At 68.3% G+C, this 24853-nt stretch carries 21 protein-coding genes and 1 tRNA gene; 8 read left to right on the top strand and 14 right to left on the bottom strand.

What is annotated here, in order from left to right:
- Positions 1-20: 20 nt before the first annotated feature.
- The gene (yedA, locus tag ASG75_RS08095; protein ID WP_056387693.1) at positions 21-932 is read right to left on the bottom strand and encodes a drug/metabolite exporter YedA; all 912 of its coding nucleotides are present in this window, start codon (positions 930-932) and stop codon (positions 21-23) included.
- A 78-nt stretch (positions 933-1010) separates the two neighbouring features.
- A complete protein-coding gene (locus ASG75_RS08090; protein ID WP_056387690.1) occupies positions 1011-1280 on the bottom strand; it encodes a hypothetical protein in 270 nt (89 codons plus the stop codon).
- A 78-nt stretch (positions 1281-1358) separates the two neighbouring features.
- On the opposite strand from ASG75_RS08090, the gene ASG75_RS08085 reads away from it, so the two are divergent.
- Positions 1359-1724: a Rieske 2Fe-2S domain-containing protein gene (locus tag ASG75_RS08085; protein ID WP_056387687.1), complete on the top strand. Its 366-nt coding sequence runs from the start codon at positions 1359-1361 to the stop codon at positions 1722-1724.
- Positions 1725-1779: 55 nt separating this feature from the next.
- Here the strand turns inward: ASG75_RS08085 and ASG75_RS08080 are convergent, their stop codons facing one another.
- Complete coding sequence (locus ASG75_RS08080) at positions 1780-3063, bottom strand: nucleotide sugar dehydrogenase (protein ID WP_056387684.1); 1284 nt, start codon at positions 3061-3063, stop codon at positions 1780-1782.
- A 177-nt stretch (positions 3064-3240) separates the two neighbouring features.
- Positions 3241-5058, bottom strand: coding sequence for an SLC13 family permease (locus ASG75_RS08075; protein WP_056389161.1), 1818 nt, complete (start codon positions 5056-5058; stop codon positions 3241-3243).
- 355 nt (positions 5059-5413) lie between these two features.
- Between ASG75_RS08075 and ASG75_RS08070 the strand changes: the two genes are divergently transcribed.
- Entirely contained in the window at positions 5414-5761 is a 348-nt protein-coding gene (locus ASG75_RS08070) for a DUF559 domain-containing protein (protein ID WP_056387681.1), read from the top strand.
- 167 nt (positions 5762-5928) lie between these two features.
- On the opposite strand, the gene trmB is transcribed toward ASG75_RS08070, so the two are convergent.
- Together trmB and ASG75_RS08060 are read right to left on the bottom strand one after the other, a co-directional pair.
- Positions 5929-6639: a tRNA (guanosine(46)-N7)-methyltransferase TrmB gene (gene trmB, locus ASG75_RS08065; RefSeq protein ID WP_056387678.1), complete on the bottom strand. Its 711-nt coding sequence runs from the start codon at positions 6637-6639 to the stop codon at positions 5929-5931.
- A gap of 131 nt (positions 6640-6770) precedes the next feature.
- Positions 6771-8993 (bottom strand): FecR family protein, encoded by a 2223-nt coding sequence (locus ASG75_RS08060; RefSeq protein WP_056387675.1) that lies wholly within the window; start codon positions 8991-8993, stop codon positions 6771-6773.
- A 372-nt stretch (positions 8994-9365) separates the two neighbouring features.
- Here ASG75_RS08060 and ASG75_RS08055 point away from each other — a divergent pair.
- From ASG75_RS08055 to ASG75_RS08035, 5 genes are all read left to right on the top strand, one after another.
- A tRNA-Gly gene (locus ASG75_RS08055) sits at positions 9366-9439 on the top strand.
- Positions 9440-9471: 32 nt separating this feature from the next.
- On the top strand, positions 9472-9939 hold the full coding sequence (locus tag ASG75_RS08050; RefSeq protein ID WP_056387672.1) for a RimK/LysX family protein: 468 nt from the start codon (positions 9472-9474) through the stop codon (positions 9937-9939).
- Between the two features lie 10 nt (positions 9940-9949).
- A complete protein-coding gene (rimK, locus tag ASG75_RS08045; RefSeq protein WP_056387669.1) occupies positions 9950-10870 on the top strand; it encodes a 30S ribosomal protein S6--L-glutamate ligase in 921 nt (306 codons plus the stop codon).
- 330 nt (positions 10871-11200) lie between these two features.
- A complete protein-coding gene (locus ASG75_RS08040) occupies positions 11201-11887 on the top strand; it encodes a response regulator transcription factor (protein WP_007509416.1) in 687 nt (228 codons plus the stop codon).
- A complete protein-coding gene (locus ASG75_RS08035) occupies positions 11871-13151 on the top strand; it encodes a HAMP domain-containing sensor histidine kinase (protein ID WP_056387664.1) in 1281 nt (426 codons plus the stop codon). The genes ASG75_RS08040 and ASG75_RS08035 overlap by 17 nt, the downstream gene beginning before the upstream one ends.
- A gap of 151 nt (positions 13152-13302) precedes the next feature.
- Here the strand turns inward: ASG75_RS08035 and ASG75_RS08030 are convergent, their stop codons facing one another.
- The 7 genes from ASG75_RS08030 to dgcA all read right to left on the bottom strand — a co-directional run bounded on the left by ASG75_RS08030 (position 13303) and on the right by dgcA (position 22293).
- Positions 13303-14220 carry a branched-chain amino acid transaminase gene (locus ASG75_RS08030; RefSeq protein WP_056387662.1) on the bottom strand — a complete coding sequence of 306 codons (918 nt, stop codon included), beginning with the start codon at positions 14218-14220 and terminating at the stop codon, positions 13303-13305.
- 53 nt (positions 14221-14273) lie between these two features.
- The gene (locus ASG75_RS08025) at positions 14274-14843 is read right to left on the bottom strand and encodes a DUF4124 domain-containing protein (protein ID WP_056387659.1); all 570 of its coding nucleotides are present in this window, start codon (positions 14841-14843) and stop codon (positions 14274-14276) included.
- Positions 14844-14868: 25 nt separating this feature from the next.
- The gene (gene metF / locus ASG75_RS08020) at positions 14869-15693 is read right to left on the bottom strand and encodes a methylenetetrahydrofolate reductase [NAD(P)H] (protein WP_056387656.1); all 825 of its coding nucleotides are present in this window, start codon (positions 15691-15693) and stop codon (positions 14869-14871) included.
- A gap of 217 nt (positions 15694-15910) precedes the next feature.
- Positions 15911-18694: a TonB-dependent receptor gene (locus ASG75_RS08015; protein WP_056387653.1), complete on the bottom strand. Its 2784-nt coding sequence runs from the start codon at positions 18692-18694 to the stop codon at positions 15911-15913.
- Entirely contained in the window at positions 18691-19743 is a 1053-nt protein-coding gene (locus ASG75_RS08010; protein ID WP_056387651.1) for a DUF1611 domain-containing protein, read from the bottom strand. Before ASG75_RS08010 ends, ASG75_RS08015 begins: the two co-directional genes overlap by 4 nt.
- 1 nt (position 19744) lies before the next feature.
- Positions 19745-21262: a D-aminoacylase gene (locus ASG75_RS08005; protein ID WP_056387648.1), complete on the bottom strand. Its 1518-nt coding sequence runs from the start codon at positions 21260-21262 to the stop codon at positions 19745-19747.
- A gap of 41 nt (positions 21263-21303) precedes the next feature.
- Positions 21304-22293 (bottom strand): N-acetyl-D-Glu racemase DgcA, encoded by a 990-nt coding sequence (gene dgcA / locus ASG75_RS08000; RefSeq protein ID WP_056387643.1) that lies wholly within the window; start codon positions 22291-22293, stop codon positions 21304-21306.
- A 50-nt stretch (positions 22294-22343) separates the two neighbouring features.
- On the opposite strand from dgcA, the gene ASG75_RS07995 reads away from it, so the two are divergent.
- Complete coding sequence (locus ASG75_RS07995) at positions 22344-23804, top strand: amino acid permease (RefSeq protein ID WP_082547531.1); 1461 nt, start codon at positions 22344-22346, stop codon at positions 23802-23804.
- Positions 23805-23867: 63 nt separating this feature from the next.
- Here ASG75_RS07995 and ASG75_RS07990 read toward each other — a convergent pair whose 3' ends face one another.
- Positions 23868-24788 (bottom strand): MurR/RpiR family transcriptional regulator, encoded by a 921-nt coding sequence (locus tag ASG75_RS07990; RefSeq protein ID WP_056387632.1) that lies wholly within the window; start codon positions 24786-24788, stop codon positions 23868-23870.
- Between the last annotated feature and the right edge of the window lie 65 nt (positions 24789-24853).

The raw sequence follows: 24853 nt of genomic DNA, 5'->3' as shown, positions 1-24853 counted from the left end.
AGGCAGGGGAGGGAGCAAAGCTACCGCCGCCGCTTCGCCAGCGTGATCACCGCCACGCCGAACAGGATGATCGCCATGCCGGCGAGGTCGTAGGGCCCCACGTGCTCGCCGGCCAGCAGCACGCCAAACAGCACCGCCACCGGCGGGTTCACGTACGCGTAGCTGGTGGCCAGCGCCGGGCGCGCGCGCTTGAGCACGTACAGATACGCGCTGAACGCGATGATCGAGCCGAACACCGCCAGATAGGCGATCGCCAGGGTGGAGCGCAGGCTTGGATGCGCCGGCAGCTGTTCGCCGCTGAGCAGGGCGAAGATGAGCAGCGCGAAACTGCCGCACACCATCTGTGCCGCGGTGTTCATCGGACCGGGCGGCATTTCCTGGCGCCGGCTCCACGCCGATCCGAAGGCCCAGGCGGCGGCCGCGGCCAGCAGCGCCAGTGCACCCAGCCGCGAGCCGGACAGGCTGCTGCCGAGGTTCAGCACGATCACGCCGGCAAAGCCGATCACCAGGCCGACGCTTTCGTGCCGGTTCGGCCACTCGCCGTACATGCCGGTGAACAGCGCGGCGAACAGCGGCATGCTGGCCACCGCCACGGCGGCGATGCCCGAGCTCACCTGCTGTTCGGCAAAACACACCAGGCCATTGCCGAGGCCAAGCAGAAACACGCTGGTGAACGCGGCGTTGCGCCACTGCAGCGGCGTCGGCGGGGCGACCCCGCGCAGGCGCAGGAAGCCGTACAGCGCCACGCCGGCACACAGAAAGCGGATGCCGGCCAGCAGGAATGGCGGGTAGCTTTCCAGCGCGAAACGGATACCCAGGTAGGTCGAACCCCAGATCACGTACAGCGCGAGCAGCGCCAGCGGAATCAGGAAACGGGGATCGGTCAGGCTGCGCGGCGTTTCGGCCGCGACGGAGGCAGGGATATCGGACATGGGGGGTGGATCGTGTGGGGACGGCGCATTATCCGCGCGTCTGTACCGGTTGTGCGCAGCGGGTTGCCGAAAACGCGATCAGTGCGCGACGGGGCGCCCCTGGCGGATCACCACGAACTCGCCTTCCAGCACGGCCGGCTGCGCGTTGGACGCCGCCGGCTTCGCCGGCGCGCGGCCCTGCTTCCACTGGCGCACGGCCAGCAGCACGACGCCGCCGACCAGCAGCACGCCGGCCACCACCAACCCGAACACCAGCAGCACGCCCAGCACCGCCACGCCCAGCAGCAGCGACAGGGCACGGGCCAGCGGATGACGGGGACGACGCATGGAAGGCATGGCGAAATACATGTGTTAAAAATCCGTGTGGTAAAATCAACGACTTACGCGAGCAACCATGGGGCCATCCGCCCCGCGAGGCAAGTGCCGATGGATACATTTACCCCCGTCGAATCGCTGGACCGGCAGTCGCTGTGCCGGCTGGACGAGATCCCCGACGGCGGCGCCACCGCTGTCGACGCCAGTCTGGCCGACGGCGACGAAAGCCTGATCCTGCTGCGCCGCGGCGACCAGGTGCACGGCTACCTCAACGTCTGCCCGCACGCGGGGCGCCGCCTCGACTATGCCCCCGGCAAATTCCTGCTGAAGAACGACACCCTGATCTGCGCCGTCCACGGCGCCACCTTCAATCGTGGCGACGGCCTGTGCATCGCCGGCCCGTGTCGCGGCGAACATCTGCGCGCGGTGGCGGTGCAGGTGGAAGCCGGCGAGGTGAAGCTGGTGCGGGAAGCATGATGCGCAAGCACGTCTCCCCATTCACGCCGACCGTGCAAGATGCCGCAGGTTGGCCTTACAGCCGTCCGTCGACAGCGGCAGTGGGCAGCAGGCTCTTGATGTCGAACACGGCGCAGTTCTCGCGGCCGTAGCGGCGGATGTCTTCGTCGCCGTGGCCGAGGAAATCCCGGTGCGCCACGGCCAGCACGATGGCGTCGTAAGCGTGTTCAGCGGGCGTATCGACCAGGGTGACGCCGAGTTTCTGGCGGCTCTCGAGCGGATCGGCCCAGGGGTCGTACACGTCCACCTGGGCGTGCGTGGCTTCGAGTTCGCGCACGATTTCCACCACGCGGGTGTTGCGCAGGTCGGGGCAGTTTTCCTTGAAGGCCAGGCCCAGCACCAGAATGCGCGAACCGACCACATGGATGCGCTTGTTCGCCATCAGGCGAATCACCTGATGCGCCACGTATAGCCCCATGCGGCTGTTGATGCGGCGCGCGGCGAGGATCAGTTCGGGGTGGTAGCCGAGGATGGTGGCCTTGTGCGTGAGGTAGTACGGGTCCACGCCGATGCAGTGGCCGCCGACCAGGCCGGGCTTGAACGGCAGGAAATTCCACTTGGTGGCGGCGGCGTCCAGCACATCCTGGGTGTCGATGCCCATGGTGTTGAAGATCATCGCCAGCTCGTTGACCAGCGCGATGTTGACGTCGCGCTGGGTGTTCTCGATGACCTTGGCCGCCTCGGCCACCTTGATGCTGGACGCCTTGTGCGTGCCCGCGGTGATGATGCGGCGGTACAGCGCGTCGACGAAGTCGGCGGTGTCGGGCGTGGAGCCGGAGGTGATCTTGGTGATCGTGGGTAGCCGGTGCTGTTTGTCGCCGGGGTTGATCCGTTCCGGGCTGTAGCCGCAGCTGAAACCCTGGTTGAAGCGCAGCCCCGAGACCCGCTCCAGCACCGGCACGCAGATCTCTTCGGTGGTGCCGGGGTAGACGGTGGATTCGTAGATCACCACGTCGCCGCGCTTGAGTACCTGGCCGATGCTGGCGCTGGCGTTTTCCAGCGGACTGAGGTCGGGCCGGTTCGCTTCGTCGACCGGCGTGGGCACGGTGACGATGAAGACGTTGCAGCCGGCAAGGTCGTCGATGTCGGTGCTGAAGCGCAACCGGCTGGCAGCGGCGAATTCCTCGGGCGAGGTTTCCTGCGTGCGGTCGTGGCCCGCACGCAACTCGTCGACCCGCTCGCTGCTGATGTCGAAGCCGAGGGTATCGAACTGCCTGCCGAATTCCACCGCCAGCGGCAGCCCCACATAGCCGAGCCCGACAATCGCGATTCTGGTAGAGGTCAACGTTGGTGTCTGCATAAGCCTGTCTAGCTTCCCGCGAGCAGTGGCCAGTCTAATGGGCAGGCGCTGCTTGCATACAGTGCGCCGTGCTCTTCCGTCCATCCTTCGACAGGCTCGGGGCGAACGGAAGGTCGGTGCCCGCTCTGCGTCGTCGCCTGCTCCCGCTCCCGCGAAGCGGGGCGGAGTCCGGGCCGATCAGTGGAACATCAAGTTGATCGCGAGCAGGGTGACGACGAGGACCAGGACGGTCAGCGGCAGGCCGACGCGCAGGAAGTCCTTGCTCTTGTAGCCGCCGGGGCCGGTGACCATCATCAGGGCGGGGTGGCCGGAGCTGAGCAGGAAGGTGTTGGAGGAGGACACCGCCACGATCAGCGCGTAGGCCGACGGATTGCCGCCGGTGGCGACGGCCACGCTGATCGCGATCGGCACCATCATCACGGTGGCGCCGACGTTGGACATCACCTGCGAGAACAGCAAAGTGAGCACCGCCAGCACCAGTTGCAGCAGGTAGGGCGAGGAGTTGCCCAGGTAGTACAGCACCTGCTGCGCCAGCCACGCGGCGGTGCCGGTGGCGTCCATCGACCAGCCCAGCGGGATCAGGCAGGCGATCACGAAGACGGTTTTCCAGTTCACCGCCTTGTACGCCTCGTCCATGTTCAGCACGCCGGTCAGCAGCATCGCGATGGCGCCGGTCATCATCGCGATCGACAGGTCGAGGTTGGTGAACAACGCCAGACACTGGGCAAACAGGAAGAAGCCCACCGCCTGCCAGATCTTGCCGGGGCGCTGCTGCTCCTTCGGAATGTCGGTGACGACGACCAGGTCCTTGTCTTCCGCGGCCAGCGCCAGGTCGCGCCAGTTGCTGTGCAGCACCACGGTGTCGCCGGCGCGCAGGCTGACCGCGCGCACGTCGTCGCGGAACACGTGGTCGCCGCGGGTCACCGCCAGCACCGAGATGCCGAAGCGCTTGCGCAGGCGCAGCTCGGCCACGGTGTGCTTGATGAAGCGCGACACCGGCGGGATCACCACTTCGGAAATGCCGGCACGGGTGGGGTTGAACAGTTCGCCAAGCTGGCGCATGCGCGAGGACAGCCGGCACAACTGGTTGTTGGCGAACTGCGCCAGTTGTTCGCGTGGGCCGAACACGCCCAGCACCGAGCCGACCCAGATCACATGGTCGGCCGGTGGTGCCATGCGTGCATCGTTGCCGCTCTTGATCGCCAGGATCAGCGGCGCTTCGTGCAGTTGCTCGACCTCGCCGATGCTCATGCCGACCAGCGGGCTTTCCGCGCTGACGGTGAGCTCGGCCGTCTCGCCGCCGATGCCGTAGGTTTCGGCGAAATAGCTTTCGGTACGGCCCGGCGTCACCTTCAGCCGTTCGTCCTCGTGCCCGGGCAGCAGCTTGCGTCCGAACAGGTAGAAATACAGCACGCCCACCGCCGCCAGCGCCAGCCCGATCGGCGTCACGCTGAACAGGCCGAACTTGGGGATGGTGTGCGCGCCCGGCATCAGGTTGGCGTTGGCGCTGGCGATCAGGTCGTTCAGCACGATCAGCGAGGAGTTGGCGATCAGCGTGGTGTTGGTGGCGGTGAGGATGCAGAACGCCATCGGCAGCAGCAGCTTCGACAACGGCACGCCGGTGCGCGCGGCCAGCCGGCTGCTGACCGGGATCATCAGCGCGGCCAGCGCCTGGCTGGGGATCACCGAACTGAACAGGCTGGCGACCAGGTTGATCACCACGCCCAGACGCGATTCCGCGCCGCGCGACATGCGCACCACGAACTGCGCGGTGGCGTTGAGCACGCCGGCCCGGTCCAGCCCCTCGCCCATGATCATGATCGCGATGATTGCGATCACCGCGTTGCCGGCGAAACCGTTGAACACGCGCTCGGACGGCAGCAGCCCGGTCAAGCCGATCACCACCACCACCAGCAACGCCACCATGTCGGCGCGCAGCCACTCCAGCACCAGCATCAGCATGGTGAAACCCACCAGCCCGAGTACCAGGATCATTTCGGGGGTGAGCGAGAGTGCCACTAGCTGACGTCCCTGCAGGGCAGCCGGTTACGGTGGATACGGCGGGGCAGTGGAAGCTTCACGCTGCGACGATTCGTCCCTGTGTGGATGAGCGTGAGTATAAGCGGGGCAGCATGGTTGCTGGTGAACCGGAGGCCAAGAGCGAACCCCTCACCTGAAGGACTCCCTGCGGTCGCCCAGCCCTCCCCTGCTTTGCAGGGGAGGGAGCACAGCGCTCAGCCCTCACCTTGGGCGCAGGGGATGGAGTACGACGCTTTGCTCCTCCCCCTGCTGGCAGGGGGAGGCTGGGAGGGGGTAAAGCTCTTCGCCTCAGATCGGAAGAGGCTCAGCCATGCAGCGTATATGGATCAATGCCCGCCGCTTGCGCAACGACTGCACCGATGCCGAGCGCCGCCTGTGGCACTCCCTGCGCTACCGGCAACTGGCCGGCCACAAGTTCCGGCGCCAGTGTCCGCTGGCCGGCTACATCGCGGATTTCGTCTGCGTACCAGCACGGTTGGTGGTCGAGCTGGATGGCGGGCAGCACCTCGATGCGCTGGCGTACGACCGGCGGCGCACCGAAGCCTTGCAGCGCGAGGGTTATCGCGTACTGCGCTTCTGGAACGACGACGTGCTGTTGCGCACCGAGGACGTGGTGGCGGAGATTTTTCGGGTACTGGAGGAAAAGTCGGAAGCCTGACCCCCTCACCTAAAGGACTCCCTTTGGTCGCCAACCTCCCCCTGCCAGCAGGGGGAGGAGCAGAATCGCTTGTGCTCTTCCCTGCATGCAGGAAGAGAGCAGAGTCGGAGCGCGCCTTGCTCCCTCCCCTGCTTGCAGGGGAGGGCTGGGGTGGGGTCGCTCTTCGCTCAAACCTTCCGATACAACAAATCCCACACCCCATGCCCCAGCTTCAGTCCGCGCCGTTCGAAGTGCGTCTCGATGCGCCACTCCGGTTTCTCGGCGTACTGGCCGGGGCCGAGCTGGTTGCGCCAGGCGGGCGCGGCTTCCATCACTTCGAGCATGTACTCGGCGTAGGGCTGCCAGTCGGTGGCCAGGTGCAGCAGGCCGTCGGGGGCCATGCGCGAGGCGAGCAGGGCGGCGAATTCGGGCTGGATCAGGCGGCGCTTGTTGTGGCGTTTCTTGTGCCACGGGTCGGGGAACCAGATGCGCGCTTCGGACAAGGCGGCAGGGGCGATCTCGTGCTGCAGCACTTCCACTGCGTCGTGTTTGTACAGCCGCACGTTGCCGGCGTCGCGTGCGGCCAGCGCGTTCATCAGCCGGCCCACGCCGGGGCCGTGCACTTCGACGCCGATGAAGTCGCGCGCCTGGTCGTGCTCGCTGGCCCAGGCCAGCGCCTCGCCGTTGCCGAAGCCGATCTCCAGCACCAGCGGCGCCGCGCGGCCGAAGTTCGCCGCGAAGTCGTGCGGGGCGCCCCGGTAGTCGATGCCGAAGCGCGACCACAGCGTGTCGAACGCGCGCTGCTGCGCCGGCGTCATGCGTCCTTCGCGCAGCACGAAGCTGCGGATGCGGCGCATGTATTCGGGGGCGGCGTGATCGGGGGAATCGGGCGTGGGCATCCGCGTATTGTAGAGCTTTACCCCACCCCGACCCTCCCCTGCAAGCAGGGGAGGGAGCAGAGCGCGAGCTGGTCGGCTTTTCTCCCTCCCCTGCTTGCAGGGGAGGGTTGGGGTGGGGTCAGACTCTTGCCTCAGTGCTGCCTCTCGTCCTCGCGCACTCGCTCCGCATTCTTGCGGTTGGGCGGCCGCGATTCGCTGCGCTGCGGTCGTGGCGCTTCGGCGCGCGGTTGTGGCGGCGCGGTGCGTTGCGGCGGTTGGTACTGCGGCTGCGGACGAGGTTGCGACACCGGCTCGCGCCGCGGCGGTGCGGGCATCGGGCGTGGTTGTTGCTCGCGCACGTACTCGCGCGGCGCGGGTTCGGGTCGCTGGAAGCGCGGCTCGGCCAGGTTGCGCGTCGGCGCGGTCGGCTGCGGCCGTTCCTGCTGCACGCTGCGGTTGGGTTGGTAGCGCTGGAAGCGCTGGTCGTCGGCCGGCATACGGCGCGGGTCGGTGCGCTGGATCTGCGGTACCTGCGGCAGGGTGGAGTTGTTCGGCTGCGCCGGGGCAGGGCGGCTGCCGGCGATGTAGCTGACGCCCGGGCGCGGCGTCGCTTCGCGGCGATCCGCGTCGTCGCGGTCGCGCGGGTGGGCGAAGCGGGCGGAGCGCAGTTCGCCGTCGTCGCGCAGCATGTCCGGCCTGCGGTTGGGCGTGGCCGGCGTGATGCGCGGGACGGCGGGAAGCTGCCCGGTTGTGGTGGCTGGCTGGCGTTGGCTGTTGTCGTTGCGATTCGCCATGGACGGGCGCCGGCCGCGACCGAGGTCGTCCTGGCCATCCAGCACGCGCACATTGCTGCGCGGCTTGGCGGCGAACCTGTCGTTGCGGCCGGGCACGGGTGCGTCGTGGATCGCGGGCGGCGCACGGCGCGCCACTACCTGGCGGTTGAAGCCGCCGGCGGGCAGGTCGCGTGCGTGCGTGTTGCGCGGCGGCCTCGCCGCGTCGGCGATCGGGCGCGGTCGGTCGACGCCACGCGGCAGCACCGGCGCGTCGGTGAGTTTGCGCGGGTCGATCCGCATCATGTCGCGCTGCACGTGGCGGCCGTCGGCGAAGCTGCGGCCGGGCACGGCGGTAAAGCCGCGCGGTGCGTCGCGGTTGGCGTAGTGGTCGCCGCGGCCGGGCTGGCCGCGGCGGTAGCGGTTGTAGTGGTCGTCGATGTCGCGGCGCGGATCATGGCCGTGGCGTCCGCGGATATTGCGGATGTTGACGTTGGCGTAGTAGGTGCGGCCGCAGCGGTACCAGGGGTTGTAGAACTCGCCCGGGCCGAGCGGGAACCAGCCCACCGGCGCGCCGCCGATGCCGACCGACCAGCCACCGCCGCCGACGAAGGCGACCAGCGCCGGCGCGTAGATCGGGCGCACGCCGCGCGGCCCCGGGATCCAGCCCCAGCCGCCGCGCACGTAGGCCCAGCGGCCGTAGTGGTACGGCGCGAACCCCCACGGTGCATCGTCCACCCAGGTCCAGCCCCACGGCGCGATGTAGGCCCAGTGGCCGTTGCGGTACGGCGCCCAGTTGGCGCCGACATCGCGCGGGAACCACACCGCGCCGTACTCGCTGGTGTCCTGCCAGGCGCCGTACTGGTCGAGATCCTGGTAGCCGACCACGTCGTCGGAGACGTACTGGCTGCTGTCCGATTGCGCGTAGCGGCGGTCGCGCTCGCTGGCCCAGGCGTCGAACGCGTCGCCGCCGTCGATGTCGGTGATCGTCACCATGGACAGGCTGGGGTCGACGAAGCGGTAGCTGCGTCCGGGGTTGATCGAGCGCTGCGCGTTGTTCTCGCCGAACACGGTGGCGTCGCCGTCGAACGCGGTGACGCGGGTGCTGCCGTCGCGCTCGTCGATGTCGACGCGGAACGTGCCGGGCTGGTCGACCACCAGCGCCACGGCCGGGGTGTCGATCTCGTAGCTCTGGCCGTCGTCGAGGCGGCGCACGGTGAGGCTGAGCGTGCCCTGGGTCAGTTCGATCTGGGCCAGTTCGTCGTTGAGGTCGAGCAGGCCGAAGTCGGTCCGTCCGTCGATGCGCAGCGTGCCGCCGCCGAACTCCAGCTCGGCGCGGGCGCCCTGGGCGGTGGACAGCTTGTCGCCGGTGGTCAGCGGGCGGTTGATGTTGGCGTCGCTCCAGTCCTTCGCGCCGGCCGGCAGGAAGCCGAGGTCGCCGGCGATGTACGACAGCCGCGCCACCCGGCTCGGCGGATCGGCGCTGTCGTCGGCGTCGATGCCGGACTGCGCCTGCGCCAACCCCGCCGCCATGCACAGCAACGTGATCGCCAGCACTCGCCAGTGACGGCGCCACGACGTGGACAACTCGACAAACCTGGACATGGTGGTGCTCTCCTCGGGAGTGGGCGCGGGTGGCACGGGGCTTCCGTTCGACACCCCCGCCTCAACGTGCATTGTCGGGCCGGCGATGACCGTCGCCGGATTATGCGCAGGCGCTTGTTCAGCACGCGTTGGGCCGCGCGACTCGGCTCTGCTCCTCCAGCTCTGCTCCCTCCCCTGCTCGCAGGGGAGGGCTGGGGTGGGGTTGCTCTTCGCCAGGTCGGCATCAAAAGCCTCACCCCCTCCTGACCTCCCTCTGCTGCGCAGGGGGAGGGAACGAACGTGCGGTCGCAGGAATGTCCCCTGCCTGCGAGGGCCGGGAAGGGCGCGAGCTTTTCAACCACGCGAATCCCGGGTTACCATCCGCCGGCCAAGGCGGGTGTAGCTCAATGGTAGAGCTGTAGCTTCCCAAGCTACTGACGAGGGTTCGATTCCCTTCACCCGCTCCACTCCCCGGTCCCCGAGCAATCCCGAAGTCCTTATGGCGGATCTGATCACCGCGGGCCTGATTACGTTGGGCTGGCGCGAGCGGCTGGCGTTGCCGCAGCTGGGTATCGGCATGCTCAAGGCGAAGCTCGATACCGGCGCGCGCAGCAGTTCGCTGCATGTGGACACCCTCGAAACCTTCCGGCGCGAGGGCGCGACCTGGCTGCGTTTCACTATCCATGCGGGTCGGCGTCAGCCGCTGGAGATCTGCTGCGAGGCGCCGGCGCTGGACCGCCGCACGGTGACCGACACCGGTGGCCGGCGCACTGAGCGCTGGTTCATCCGCAGTGAAGTACAACTGGCCGGGCAGCAGTTCAGCGTCGATATCAACCTGACCGATCGTCGGCATATGCTGTTTCCGATGTTGCTGGGCCGCAGCGCGCTGAGCGGGCGTTTTGCGGTGGACCCGGCGCGTTCCTATACCCAGGCGCGGCCACTGACGGCGGCCACGGACCTTCGATGACGGCCACCCCATGAAGATCGCGATCCTGTCGCGCAATACCCGACTCTATTCGACCAAGCGCCTGGTCGAGGCCGCGCGCGTGCGCGGGCACGTGGTGCGCGTGTTCGATCCGCTGCGCTGCTACGTGCGCATCGCGCCGGGTGCCTCGTCGATCCGCTACAAGGGCAAGGAGGTGCGCGACATCGACGCGGTGATCCCGCGCATCGGCACCACCAGCACGTTCTACGGTACCGCCGTGCTGCGCCAGCTGGAGATGATGGGCGTATACACGCCGAACCCGTCCGACGCGGTGCTGCGCGCGCGCGACAAGCTGCGCTGCCTGCAGATCCTCGCCGCGCAGGGCATCGACATGCCGGTGACGGTGTTCGGCGACAACCCGGACGACGCCGACGACGTGCTGGCCCTGCTCGGCGATCCGCCGCACGTGATCAAGCTCAACGAAGGCAGCCAGGGCACTGGCGTGGTGCTGGCGGAGAAGCGCGCCGCGTCGCAGAGCGTGATCGAGGCGTTCCGCGGCCTGTACGCGAACTTCCTGGTGCAGGAGTTCGTGGCCGAAGCGAAGGGCAGCGACCTGCGCTGCTTCGTGGTCGGCAAGAAAGTGGTGGCAGCGATGCAGCGCGATTCCAGCCCGGGCGATTTCCGCGCGAACCTGCACCGCGGCGGCACCGCGATGGCGGCCACGCTGAGCGCCGAGGAAAGGCGTATCGCCGTGCGCGCGGCTGGCGCGCTGGGGTTGGGCATCGCCGGCGTCGACCTGCTGCGCTCCAACCGCGGCCCGTTGCTGCTGGAAGTGAACGCCTCGCCCGGCCTGGAAGGCATCGAGGCCGCCACCGGCGTCGACGTGGCCGGCGCGATCATGGATCTGCTGCAGGCGCAGGCCCACGATTCCCACGCCGAAACCCGCCCGCGCCGCAAGCCGGCCAAGGCTTGAGCGCTGCGCCGCCCGCTCCACAGCAGCTTCATAGGGCAGGCACGGCCCGCCAGTTCGCGGCACGTTAACCACACCGTAACCACCGACCCCCTATAAAGCAGTCACTGTTTTTTGCAGCACGGTGGCCTGAACGGCCAGGTGATGGCAGACGATGGTATCGGGGCAGTACTTGGGCCCAGGTGGGCGACGGCGAGTCGCGCATCTGGGCCTTTTTCTTGCCTGTATGGCACCCCATTCAGTTTCACGGCGCGGCCGGCGCGCCGGCTTCACACAAGATTGTTAAGCTTGCAACTCCAGCCGGCCCGTGTGCCGGCTGCGCAGGAGTGATACATGCGCGTACTGGTGATCGAAGACAACAGCGATATCGCGACCAACATCGGCGATTATCTGGAAGACCGGGGCAACGTGGTCGATTTCGCGGGCGACGGCGTGACCGGCCTACACCTGGCGGTGGTGCACGACTTCGACGTGATCGTGCTGGATCTCACGCTGCCTGGCATGGATGGCCTGGAGGTCGCGCGCAAGCTGCGCCACGAGGCGCACAAGCAGACCCCGATCCTGATGCTGACTGCGCGCGACGCGCTGGAGCAGAAGCTGACCGGCTTCGAATCCGGTGCCGACGACTACATGACCAAGCCGTTCGCGCTGCAGGAACTGGCCGCGCGGCTGGAAGTGCTGGCGCGCCGCGGCAAGGGGCCGCAGAGCCGCGTGCTGAAAGTGGCCGACCTCACCTTCAACCTCGACACGCTCACGGTGAACCGCGAGGGCAAGTCGATCCAGTTGAACCCGATCGGCCTGAAGCTGCTGCAGGCGCTGATGGAAGCGAGCCCGTCGGTGGTCACCCGGCAGGATCTGGAACAGCGCGTGTGGGGTGAGGAACTGCCCGACAGCGATTCGCTGCGCGTGCACATCCACGGTCTGCGCGCGGCGATCGACAAACCGTTCGACAAGCCGCTGATCCACACGCGGCACGGCATTGGCTATCGGATGGTCGAGCCGGATGCAGTCCAGGCGTAAGCTTCGCTTTCGATTGATCGTCTCCTTCGCGCTGTTCGGCTTCGGCCTCAGCGCGTTGTTTGCCGTGGCCGCGCTGAACATTCGCGCCAAAGTCGAAAGCCAGCTGGTTACCGCGTCCTTGCAGCAGGACGTGGATCAGGCTGTCGAGAAAGTGCACAAGGATCCCACCAAGCCAGCGGGTTCCGACCTCATCGAGGCGTGGATGCGCAGCGATCGCACGCTCTACAACATGCCGCTTTCCTGGCAGGCGCTCGACAGCGGCGTGCACGATATTTATGAGACAGGAACCGATGGCACGACCCATCACTACAAGCTTGCCGTGCGCAAGAAGTACGGGCTGATCGGATTCATCCGCTATGACGTTACCCGCGACGAACTCGGCAAGCAGCAGTTGTTGTTCAGCGTAATCGGTGCGGTATTTCTGTTCGGCCTGCTCTCGCTGGTGCTGGGCATGTGGCTATCGCGCAAGGTACTGAAGCCGGTCAGTGACCTGGCCAATCGTCTGCGCGATTTCCGCAAGGTCGGCAAGGCCGAACCGCTGGCGCCGCATTTCGCCGACGACGAGGTGGGCGAGCTGGCGCATGCGCTGGACGAATACTCGGCGCGGCTCACCGCAATGGTCGAGCGCGACCGCGAGTTCAATTCCGACGTCAGCCATGAACTGCGCACGCCGCTGGCGGTGATCGCCAGCACGACCGAACTTTTGCAGGGCTCGCCCGACCTCACCGAGAAGCTGAGCGAGCGGTTGAAACGGATCGAGCGCGCCTCGCGCCAGGCCACCGAGCTGATTGAGGCGCTGCTGCTGCTGTCGCGCGCCGAACGGCGCGGCCCCACCCGCGGCGAGACCACCGAGGTGGGCAAGGTCGCTGCCGACGTGATCGAGAGCCAGCGGCCGCAGATGCGCGGCAAGCCGCTGAGTATCGAGCTCGCCGTCAGCGAGCCGGTCAACGTCAACGCACCGGCCTCGGTGCTGTCGGTGGCGCTGACCAACCTGGTCGGCAACGCGATCAAGTACACGCTCGAAGGCAGCGTGCGCGTCGAAGTGGGCGACGGCCGCATCGAGGTGATCGACACCGGCCCCGGGATCAAGCCGGAAGACGCCGAGCGCCTGTTCCAGCGCGGCGTGCGCGGCGAAGGCGCCGGCGGCAGCGGCGCCGGCCTCGGCCTGGCGATCGTGCGCCGCCTGTGCGAACTCTACGGCTGGGACGTCTCGATGCGCCCGCGCGCCGACGCCAACGGTGCGATCGCCAGCATCAAGTTCTAGCGGAGTGTCCGCACTGCTTCTTGAGCTCCTCCCCCTGCTTGCAGGGGGAGGTTGGGAGGGGGTGGCTCGGGCTTGCGAGGAAGATCAAGAGCGACCCCACCCCAGCCCTCCCCTGCAAGCAGGGGAGGGAGTACGGCAGTCGCTCGCAGCCTCACACCTGCTCCAGCCAGCCCCACTTGTCATGGGTGCGGCCGTCGAACAGGCCGAAGAACAGTTCCTGCAGGCGCAGGGTCACGCGGCCGGCCTTGCCGGTGCCGACCTGCTTGCCGTCGACCGAGCGGATCGGGGTGATTTCGGCGGCGGTGCCGCACATCAGCACCTCTTCGGCGAGGTACAGGTATTCGCGCGGGATGTCGCGCTCGACCACCTCGATGCCGTCTTCGCGGGCCAGTGTTTTCAGCGTGTCGCGGGTGATCCCGGCGAGGATCGACGCGCTGGCCGGCGTGGTGTGCAGCACGCCGTCGAAGACTAGGAACAGGTTCTCGCCGGCGCCTTCGCTGAGCAGGCCGGTGGAGGCCAGCGCGATGCCTTCGCCGAAGCCGAGGCGGCGCGCTTCACGCGCGATCAGCTGGCCGGAAAGATAATTGCCGCCGGCCTTGGCGCCGGCCGGGATGGTGTTCGGCGCAAAACGCTGCCAGCTCGACACGCAGGCGTCGATGCCGTTCTGCAGCGCCTCCGGCCCGAGGTAGGGGCCCATCGGCCACGCCGCGACGGCGACGTCGATCGGGGTTTCGGCGGACAGGCCGAAACCGCCCAGGCCGCGGTAGGCGACCGGGCGCAGGTAGGCGGCGCCCAGGCCGTTCTTGCGGATCACTTCACGGCAGGCCGCGGCCAGTTCGTCGGCACTGTACGGCAGCGCCATGTCGTAGATCTTGGCGGACTGGTACAACCGGTTCAGGTGGTCGGTGAGGCGGAAGATCGCGGCGCCATCGGGCGTGGCGTAGCTGCGGATACCCTCGAACACCGATGAGCCGTAGTGCAGCGCGTGCGACATCACGTGGGTGGTCGCCTCGGCCCAGGGCTTGATGCTGCCGTTCTGCCAGATCCATTCGGGGTATTGCTGGGCCATTTCGATTCTCCATTGGGGACCGCCCATGATAACTGCTGGGCGCCAGGTCGGCGTCAATTCGCGTCGCGCAACCACAGGCAGCCGGCCTGGCGCACGATGTCGAAACGCAGTTCCCGCGGGTCGCCGCTGCCGGCGGTGTGCAACACCAACTGGTTGTCGGCCGATGGCGAAACGGGCGGAGCGTCCGTGGCGAACGGAGCATCGCTGCTGGCAGCTTGCGCCGGTGCGCTGCCGTTCGGGAGGTCCGCGTCCAGCAGCGGTTGCTTCATCAGCTCGGCCAGCGAACGGATGTCCGCGATCGCCGCGCCGCGGCCATAGCCGTCCCACAACATCAGGCCGGCCAGGCGGTTGGCGTCGCGGTTGGCGAAGGCGTCGATCACGCTCTGGCGCAGTTCGCCGGGGCTGGCGGCGCACAGGATCGGCGGCGGTGCGGCCGGCGGGGCAGTGGCATTGCCGGGCCGGGTGCCGGGGCTGACCGAAGTGGCCTGCAGTGCGGCGCAAGGCTGGTCGGTGAATACCGCGCCGCCGTTCGCGCCGATGCAGCGATGGATCGGCGTCTGCGCCGCGGCGGGCGCGGCACAGGCGAGCAGGATCAGGCAGAGCAGGATGGCCAACCGGTGCATCGCACCAGCATAGCTGTCGCGCGGATCAGGAAAGTTGCTGCAGTACCGCCTGCGTGGCGCGGGCCCGGTTCAGCGTGTAGAAGTGCAGCCCGGGCGCGCCGCCGTCGAGCAGGCGCTGGCACAGCTGCGCCACCACCTCGGCACCAAGCGCGCGCACCGAGTCGGCATCGTCGCCGTGCGCCTGCATGCGCTTGGCGATCCAGCGCGGGATCTCCGCGCCGCACATGTCGGAGAAGCGTTTCAGCTGGCTGTAGTTCGAGATCGGCATGATGCCCGGCACGATCGGCACGTTCACGCCGAGCCGGCGCACGTCGTCGACGAAGCGGAAATACGCGTCGGGGTTGAAGAAGTACTGGGTGATTGCGCCGTTCGCGCCGGCGTCGATCTTCGCCTTGAAATGCTGCAGGTCGCGCAATGCGTCGTCGGCCTGCGGATGGGTCTCCGGGTACGCCGCCACCTCGATGTGGAAGTGGTCGCCGCAGTGCTCGCGGATGAAGCGCACCAGTTCGGCGGCGTAGCGGAAATCGCCGGCCGTGGCCATGCCCGAAGGCATGTCGCCGCGCAGCGCCACGATGCGCCGGTAGCCCGCCGCGCGGTAGCCGTCCAGCAGTTCGGCGATCTCCGCCCGGGTGCCGCCCATGCACGACAGGTGCGGTGCCACGCTGAGTCCATGCTGCGTGTGTAGCCGTGCCACGGTGTCGCCGGTGTAGCTGAGCGTGGAACCGCCGGCGCCGAACGTGACCGAAGCGTATTCCGGCCGGTGCGCCTTCAGCACCTGCGCCGTCCGGTCCAGCTGCGTGCGCTGCTCGTCGGTCTTGGGCGGGAAGAATTCGAAGCTGATCGCCGGCATCGCCTGGGTTCCTGGTGAGGGGTTCCGGCAAGTGTATATCTTTGTGTCGCGATGAAGCGATGAATTGAAGGCCAGGGCTGGCTCAAGGCTTCCACGATTCGACGGGGCGCAGGCCGAGCGCGCGATCTACCCCGATTGGCGGAAGAGGGCGGAACGCAAAAAGAAAGCGACCCGGCGGTCGCTTTCGAAAGAAGGGTGCGAGGGTTGCCGCACCGGGTCAGCGTTCGCCGCCGAAGCGGTAGCTGAATTCGAGGAAATATGCGCGGCCCACCGGGTTGAACCAGTTCCGGGAGTAGTAGGGGTAGCCGGTCCACGTGCTGTCGCGCGCGGGCTTGGTGTCGAACAGGTTGTCGACGACGAACGAGAGGTTGGTGCGTTCGTCGAACTTGTAGCCGAACGAGGCGTTGTACATGAACGTCGGGCCGAGGCGCTCCGTGCCGACGTAGTTCGGCAGGCCGCCCAGCCTGGCGCCGTACAGGGTCGCCGAGAACGCGCCCTTGGACCAGTTGACGGAGTAGTTGGCCTTGTCGCGCGGGATCACGTAGTTGTAGAGGTCGGCCAGCTCGTCGACGAACGGATCGCCCTCGAACATCTGGATCTTGTGCTCGATCACGTAGGTGTAGCCGAGATGGAGGCCGAAATCGCCCCAGCGCCCGGCGTTGAACGCGTAGTGCGCCTTGAAGTCGAGGCCGGACGTGCGGTCGCTGGCCGCATTGATCGGCAGCACCAGCACGGAGGTGATTTTCTCGGGGCTGATCGGTGCGGTCGCCGGGTTGCGCACGACCTGGGTGACGACCTGCTGGCACAGCCCCGAGTCGATGTCGACCGGCGTGCCGTCGATGGCGCTGCCCAGGCGGCAATCGGCCTCCTGGCGCAGGATCTGGTCGCTGGCCTGGTAGATGACTTCGTTCTCCAGGCGGATGTTGTAGTAGTCCACGGTGAAGTCCAGGCCGCGCGCCGGTGACCACACGATTCCGCCGGTGAACGACCTGCTGGTCTCGTTGTCCAGCTCGGTGCTGCCGTGGCTGCGGCCGTTGTAGCCGATGTAGCCCCAGGTGCAGTCGTCGATGAAATCCGGTGCGGCGCCCGGTTCGTCGCGGCGGCAGCGGTAGTAGTCGGTGCCGGTGGAGTTGGAGCCGCTCGGGCCCGCGTACAGGTAGGAGAGGTCCGGCGCGCGGAAGCCGGTGCCGTAGGAGCCGCGCAGCAGCAGGCTTTCCAGCGGGCGGAATTCCAGGCCCACCGCGTAGGTGAACTTGCTCGACGAGTTGGCGCCGTACTCGTAGCGGTCGTAGCGGCCCGCGCCGGTCAGCGTCAGCATCGAGAACAGCGGGGCGCTGAACTCCGCGCCCGCGCCGGCATGGCTGCGCGAGCCGACCGCGCTGGTGTTGTGCAGGCCGTAGTAGCTGCCGTCGAGCGAGAGCGGGTCCGCCTTGAGGCCGAAATACTGGGTGCCGTACTCGGCCACCGCGGCGAATCCGACCGGGCCGGCCGGCAGGTTGAACAGTTCCGTGGTGTTGACGGTCGCCGACACGGTGTCGGCGCGGCTCTTGTTGTTGTCGACCGAGTCGCGCGTGATCGAGCGGAACTCGTCGACCGTGAGTGGGGTGTAGAAGCGCGAATGCGGCGCGTCGTAGATCTGCAGGCCGCTGTCCGGGTCCACGCCGAGCGACGGCCCCAGATACAGCGCCTGCGCCCTGGCGGCGACCAGCGCCGGCCATTTCTGCTTGAGCTTGTTCTGCGAGTGGCCGTAGGTCGCGTCGTAGTGCCACCTGCCGTCGTCCAGCGTGCCCTTGACGCCCACGTTGAAGGTCATCGCGTTGTCGATGCTGCGGATCATGCCCGGCTTGAAGCCGCCGTTTTCCTCGAGCGTGAAGTATTCGCGCTGCCATTGCTCGATCCGGCCGGTGGCGGCGTTGTAGAACGGCGTGGGCGCGCAGTCGCCGTTGAGCGGGTAGCAGTTCCGCCAGCGCTGCGGCATCCAGTAGCTTTCCTGATGCGAGGTGCTGGCCATCAGGTCGAGGTAGAGTTCGAGGCCGTCGTTTACCCGGTAGTTGGCCGAGCCCCAGAAGTTCGCCGCCTTGCGGCTGTTCTCCAGCGTGCCGTAGGCGGTGGAGTGGTAGCTGCCGCAGTAGTTGCCCCAGTTCCTGCGGTAGGCATGGATGGTCGTACCCTTGTCGTAGCTGGCCAGCGCCGCGCAGGTCGCCGCGCCGGGGTCGATGTAGTTCTCGTCCTCGTCGAGGATGCCCCAGGTCGGATCGGCGTAGATCCTCGACGGGTCCGCCGGGCTGTCCTGGCGCGAGTCGGTGAAGCTGCGCTGGTAGGCCCACAGCGGTTTCTTGTCGACCAGCTCGAGGCCGAACACCGAACTGAAGCCTCCCTTGTCCCAGCCACTGAAGATCTGCAGGCGTTGCGAGCCGCCGCCGCCGTGCTCGGTGGCGCCCACGCGGTAATCGATGGTGGTGCCGTCGGCGTGGCGCTTCATGATGAAGTTGATCACGCCCGAGATCGCGTCCGACCCGTAGATCGCCGACGCGCTGCCGCTGAGTATCTCGACGCGGTCGATCATCGAGGCGGGGATGCTGGAAATGTCGGTGAAGTTGCTGTCGCCGCCGTACGACTGCGGCCAGTCGGCGATGCGCCGCCCGTTGACCAGCACCAGGGTGTGGTTGGGCCCGAGGCCGCGCAGGTCGACCGCCTGCGCGCCGACCGAGAAGCCGCCGGTGTACTGGTTGTTGTCGAGCGCGCCGAGGTTCTGCGTCAGCGAGGTCATGATGTCCTCGACGGTGGCGAAGCCGTTGCGCTGGATGTCCTGCGCCGAGATGGTCACCACCGGCGCCGGCCCCTCGACCTGCGCGCGCGGGATGCGCGACCCGGTGACTTCGATGGCTTCGAGCTTCTGCGCGTGGGCAGGGTTTGCGGCGTTGTCCTGATCTTGCGCCCATGCGGCGGCGCTGCAGGAACAGGCCAGCGCCGTGACCAGGGCCAGAGTTTTGCGTTTCATGCGATATCCCCCAGGGTGTGTGGACTTGCTTGCGGCAGCCCGCATGTTCCGGCGAGCAGTGTTTCGGCGACCGCGTCCGCACCGGTCGCGATCGGATCGAAGACGACGAGGCCGGTCTCCTCGCGCGTGCGGGCGAGCGCGTCCGCGCGCTCGACCTCGCCCATGCCGTGCGTGTTGAGCGCGATGGCGACGCAGCGCGCGGCACGGTTGGTCAGGCGCGCGGCCTGTTCGTTCGCGGCGATGCAGGCGGCGAGGGTCGGCAGCGGATAGTCCGGGTAGCCGTCGATGTGCGTGCGCCGCACGTCGTGGCAGAGCACCAGCGCGTCGGGCTGCGAGCCGTGCAGCAGGGCGAGGCTGACGCCGGCGTAGGCGGGGTGGAACAGCGAGCCCTGGCCTTCGATCACGTCCCAGTGCCCGGGCGCGTTGTCGGGCGACAGCGTCTCGGCGGCGCCCGCGGCGAAGTCGGAGACGACCGCGTCGATCGCGACGCCGCCGCCGGCGATGAGGATGCCGGTCTGCCCGGTGGCGCGGAAGTCGGCGGCGACGCCGCGCCGGGCGAGGGCGCGGTGGATCGCGAGCGCGGCGTACTTCTTACCCACCGCGCAGTCGACGCCGACCGTCAGCAGGCGGAGGCCGCTGCGCTTGCGCCCGGAGGCGACGTCGAAGCGGGTGTCGGCATGCCGCACGTCGAACAGCCGCACGCCGGCCTCGCGTGCGGCCGCGGCGATCGCCGGGTGCTCGCCGAGGCGGGCGTGCATGCCGCTGGCGATGTCGAGGCCGGCGTGGATCGCGGCGAGCAGCGTGCCGACCCACGCGTCGTCGATCGCGCCGCCGAACGTGGCGACGCCGATTACCAGCGTGCGCACGCCGGCCGCGACGGCGGCGGCCGGCGTCATGTCCGGCAGGCCGAGGTCGACCGTGCCGGCGCCGAGCCGGCATTGCCCGGCGCACAGCTCGGGGCGCCAGTCGAGGATGCCACTGGCGGTCTTCGCGTCCAGCCGGTGCGGGGTGTCGCCGAGGAACAGCAGGTACGGTCCGGGGATGCGCATGTCAGTGCGACCCCTGGCGGCGCAACATCTGGCCCGGATGGGCGCCGGTGGCCTTGCCGTCCTCGAACACCGTCGTGCCGTTGACCCAGACGCGGGCGATGCCGACGGACAGCTCGTGCGGCTTCTCGTAGGTGGCGCGGTCGGCCACAGTGCGCGGATCGAACAGGACCAGGTCGGCCGCCGCGCCGACGCGGATCTCGCCGCGGTCGCGGAAGCCCATGTGCCGCGCCGCCAGCGACGTCATCTTGTGCACGGCCTGTTCGAGCGTCAGCGTCTTCTGCTCGCGCACGTACATGCGCAGCACGCGGGGGAACGTGCCGTAGCCGCGCGGATGCAGGCCGTCGAGGCTGCCGTCGGAGCAGATGTTCGCCTGCGGCCAGGCGATGAACTTCGCGATGTCGCGCTCGTCCATGCTGCGGCTGATGACGCTCGCCGAGCCGTGGGCGGCTTCCGATTCGCGGAGCAGGGCCATCACCGCGTCGGGCTCGTCGATGCCGCGCAGGCGCGCGACCTCGGCCACGCTCTTGCCGACGAGGTTCGGGTCGGGGTCGAATCGCGACAGGCGCAGGCCGTCGGCGGGGGAGAGATGCCCGAGCACGAACTCGGCGGTGGCGCGGTTGCCGAAGTCGCGCTCGGGCCACAGCACGATCAGCCCGCTGTGCCAGCTGTCGTAGGGGTAGACGTCCAGCGTCGCGTCGACGCCGTCGGCGCGCGCCTTGTCGAGCAGGCCGAGGAAGCGGTCGGCCTGGCCCCACAAGTCGGTCATCGCCAGCTTGGCGTGGCTGACCTGCACCGGGATCTTCTCCTCGCGGCCGATCGTCAGCAGTTCGTCGAGCGCATCCCAGACCTTGCGGTCCTCGCTGCGCATGTGGCTGATGTAGCGGCCGCCGTAGGGCGCGACCGCGCGCGCGAGCGCGACCACCTCGGCGCGTTCGGAATAGAGGCCCGAGTCGTATTCCAGCCCGGTCGACAGGCCCAGCGCGCCGGCCTTCATGTCGGCGGCGAGCAGGCGGCTCATGGCCTGGACCTGCGTCGGCGTCGCTGCGTGGCTGGCGTCGTCGCCCATCACCTTCTCGCGCAGCGCGTTGTGGCCCACGTACGAGGCGATGTTGATCGCCGCCGGCCTGGCGCCGTACTGGCGGAACAGGCCGGTGATCGGCACCCTGGAAAAGCCGTCCTGGCCGACGACGATCGTGGTGACGCCCTGGCTCACCACTGGCAGCGCGTCGAGGTTGGCCTCGAGGCCGCGGTCGTGGTGGCTGTGCGTATCGATGAAGCCGGGGGCCAGGACGAGGCCGTGCGCGTCGACCACCTGTTCGCCGGGTTCGGGCGCGAGCTTGCCGATCGCGGCGATGCGGTCGCCGGCGACGCGCACGTCGACGTGCCGCGCCGGCGCGCCGGTGCCGTCGACCACGGCCGCGTTGCGCACGACGAAGTCGGCGGCCGCGGCCTCGTGGCCGGCCAGCAGCGCGCACAGTAGCGCGGACGACAGCAGCGGAAGCAGGGTTCGGTACGTCATGGAACGGGCTCTCCGGGGTTTCGGGAATGAAGGAAGGCGGTTCAGCCCCACAGCGCCGCGCTGGGCGGCGAGACGATGCCGCGTTCGTAGCGCAGGCCCGGCTCGCGGTCGCGGCCGATCAGGAGCGGGCCGTCGAGATCGACGAAGCGCGCGGCGCCGGCCACCAGCATCGCAGGCGCCATGCCGAGCGAGGTGCCCTCCATGCAGCCGACCATCAGGCCGAAGCCCAGCGCGCGGGCGCGGGCGGCCATGCGCAGCGCCTCGGTCAGGCCGCCGGTCTTGTCGAGCTTCACGTTGACCAGGTCGTAGCGGCCGCGCAGCGCGTCGAGGTCCGCGCCGACGTGCGCGGACTCGTCGGCGCAGACCGGCACGCGGCGTTCGATCCGCGCCAGCGCGTCGTCCTTGCCCACGGGCAGCGGCTGCTCGACCATCGCGACATGCGCGGCCTGCAGCGCCGGCATGACGCCGGCGAGCAACACCGGGTCCCAGGATTCATTCGCGTCGATGATCAGGGTCGCCGCCGGAGCGGCGTCGCGCACGGCCGCGACGCGGGCGACGACGTCGTGCGCATCGAGCTTCAGCTTGATCAGGGCGCCATCGCCGTCGGTGACGACGATCGCGCGCGCCTTGTCCGCCTGCTGCGCCGCTTCGCCCACACTGATGGTCTGTGCGGTGCGCACCTGGCCCGGTGCGGGGACTCCGGCCAGTTCCCAGACACGCCGCTTCGCCAGTTTCGCGCGCAGATCCCAGCACGCGCAGTCGACCGCGTTGCGTGCGGCGCCGGCGGGTGCGCGATCGTGGATGCGGTCCCAGGACTCGCCGCGGGCGAGGCGGGCGAGCAGTTCGCGCACGGTCTCCATCACGCCGTCCACGCTCTCGCCGTAGAACGCCGTGGGCGTGCATTCGCCGCGGCCGACGGCGCCATCGCACGACAGCGTTGCCACGATGACGTCGGCATGCAGGTAGGTCTCGTGCGCGATGACGAATGGCGCGGCGAGCTCCCAGCGTTCGTGGCGAACCTCGGTCTGCATGCAATATGGCCTCTAGACGTGCATGTATGATTTATATCATAGTAACCTCCATGAAAGAAAACTTGCAATCAATGGATAACGACGAAGCGGGGCTGGCGCGCACGCTCGGCCCGCTCCAGTTGACGATGATCGGTGTCGGCTGCGTCATCGGCGCCGGCATCTTCGTCATGACTGGCACCGCGGCGGCGACCCATGCCGGGCCGGCGGTGGTACTGTCGTTCGTGGTGGCGGCGATCGCCTGCGGGTTCACCGCGTTCTGCTATGCCGAGCTTGCCGGCACGATGCCGCTGTCCGGTTCGAGCTATTCGTATGCGCTGCTCACGTTTGGCCGCTTCACCGCGTGGTGCGCCGGTTGGCTGCTGCTGCTCGAGTACGGCATTGCCGCGGCGGCCGTCGCGGTCGGCTTCGCCGGCTACGCGGTGGCGTTGCTCGACCAGTTCGGTCTGCACCTGCCGGCGTCGATCACCACGCCGATGCTCGACTTCCGCACCGATGGCGACACCAACCGCCTGCAGTTCGGCGGCGGCATCAACCTCGTCGCCGCCGGCGCGATCCTGGTGGTGACGGCTGTCCTGTTGCGCGGGATGACGCAGTCGTTCGCGTTCAACACGGCCATCGTGCTGCTCAAGATTGCTGCGCTGGTCGCCTTCGTACTGGTCGGTATCGCCTTCATCGACCCGGCCAACCTCACGCCGTTCGTGCCGCCGGCGCGGGGCGATTTCGAGTTCGGCTGGCCCGGCGTGCTGCGCGGCGCCTCGGCGATCTTCTTCGCCTACGTCGGCTTCGAGACCGTGTCCACGAGCGCAGCCGAGGCGCGCAACCCCCAGCGCGACCTGCCGATCGGCATCTTCATGACGCTGGCGGTCTGCACCGTGCTGTACATGGCCGTTGCCGCGGTGATGACCGGCATCGTGCCCTACGCCCGGCTCGGTGTCGCCGACCCGATCGCCGTCGCGGTCGACGCGATGCAGTTGCCGATGTTCGGCATCGCAGTCAAGTCCGCCGCGGTGATCGGCCTGCTTTCGGTGCTGCTGACGTCAATCTACGGCCAGACCCGCATCTTCTACGCGATGGCGCGCGATCGCATGCTGCCGTCGGTGTTCGCGCGGATCGACGGCAGGACGCGCACGCCGCAGGTCGGCACCATCTATACCGGCGTGGCCATGGCGTTGCTCGCGGCGTGCCTGCCGATCAGCCTGCTCGGCGACCTGATCAGCCTCGGCACGGCGGTCGCGTTCGCGATCGTTTGTGCGGCGGTCATGCGCCTGCGCGTGGTCGAGCCCGATCGCGTGCGATCGTTCCGGGTGCCGCTGGGCGGCATCCGCGTGCGTGGCTGGTGGATCGGCATCATTCCGGCGCTCGGCATCGCCTTCGCCGCGCTGATGGGCTTGCCGCTGCTGATCGACATGGTGCTGCGCGCAACGCGCGGCGACGTGCTGCCGCTGGCGATCGTCGGTGGCTATTTCGCGGCCGGCCTGGTCATCTACGCGGTTTACGTGCGATCGCGCTGAACGGGAGCGGCGATCATGGTTCCGCAGAAGCGTCGGGCCTCGGCCCGACGGTACGCTGCGTGCTCAAGGCTCGATGTCGCCGCCCCTCTTGCGCTGCCCGCGCGCGGGTTTCCCGACGTGGCCGACGAATTCCTGGTAGAGGTCGGAGACGTGGGCCAGGCGTTGCTCCACGCGGTCGCCGAGCGCGAGAACCACGCCGTTGACCAGCAGCGCCAGCGCCGCGTGGATCGGAACGGTGGTGCCCCAGAAGATCCCGCTTTCCGTCGGCAATGCCAGGATGTGCGGCGTGTATTCGCTGGCCCAGTGGCAATACTTGTCGGTGATCATCACCAGCGGCAGCCCGCGTTGCCGGCAATGATGGGCGAGCAGTTGTGCCTGGCGCGAGTAGCGGCGCGTCTCCACGATCACGACGCAATCCTTGTCGGTGCCGTCGAGCAGCACCTCCGAGAAGCTTCCGGTAGCCAGGTCGGCCACCCGCACCCGCGGGCGCACGTATTGCAGGAAACTGGCGAAGTGGGCCGCAAGCCCGCGCTCGGTCTGGAATCCCACGATGTGCAGTGTCGAGCAGTGCGCCAGACGCGCGACGATATCCTGCCATTCGCGCGTTTCCGCGCGGCGGTAGACCTCGATGATGCCGGCGATGGTCAGGTCCAGGTCGCGTTGCAGCGCCGGTTCGCCGCTGCCGGTCTGCAGCATCGAGCGCAGGCCTTCGCCGATCGGCCATGGCGCGACGGCCACGTCGAACTTGAAAGCCGCCTTCAGCTCGCGGAAGTTCCGGTAACCGAGGCGACGGCAGAACCGGCCCACCGTCGCGGCGCTGATGGCGAGCTTGGCGGCGAGCGAGTTGGCGGTCTCGAACGGCACCGCCTGCCGGTTGGTGAGCAGGAAGTTCGCGATCACCCGTTCGGACGCGGTCATCCGATCCATTTCACTGCGAAGCTGGCTGAACAATCGCCGGTCGGCGCTGCTTGGCTTTGGCGACATCGATGCCGTCTCCCGTGGGTTCGATCGTGTTGGATCGGTACGAAAGTATGATCCGGCGCAGCGCA

This window comes from Rhodanobacter sp. Soil772, assembly GCF_001428385.1.
GTDB lineage: Bacteria > Pseudomonadota > Gammaproteobacteria > Xanthomonadales > Rhodanobacteraceae > Rhodanobacter.
This window is presented reverse-complemented; position numbering and strand designations above follow the sequence as displayed.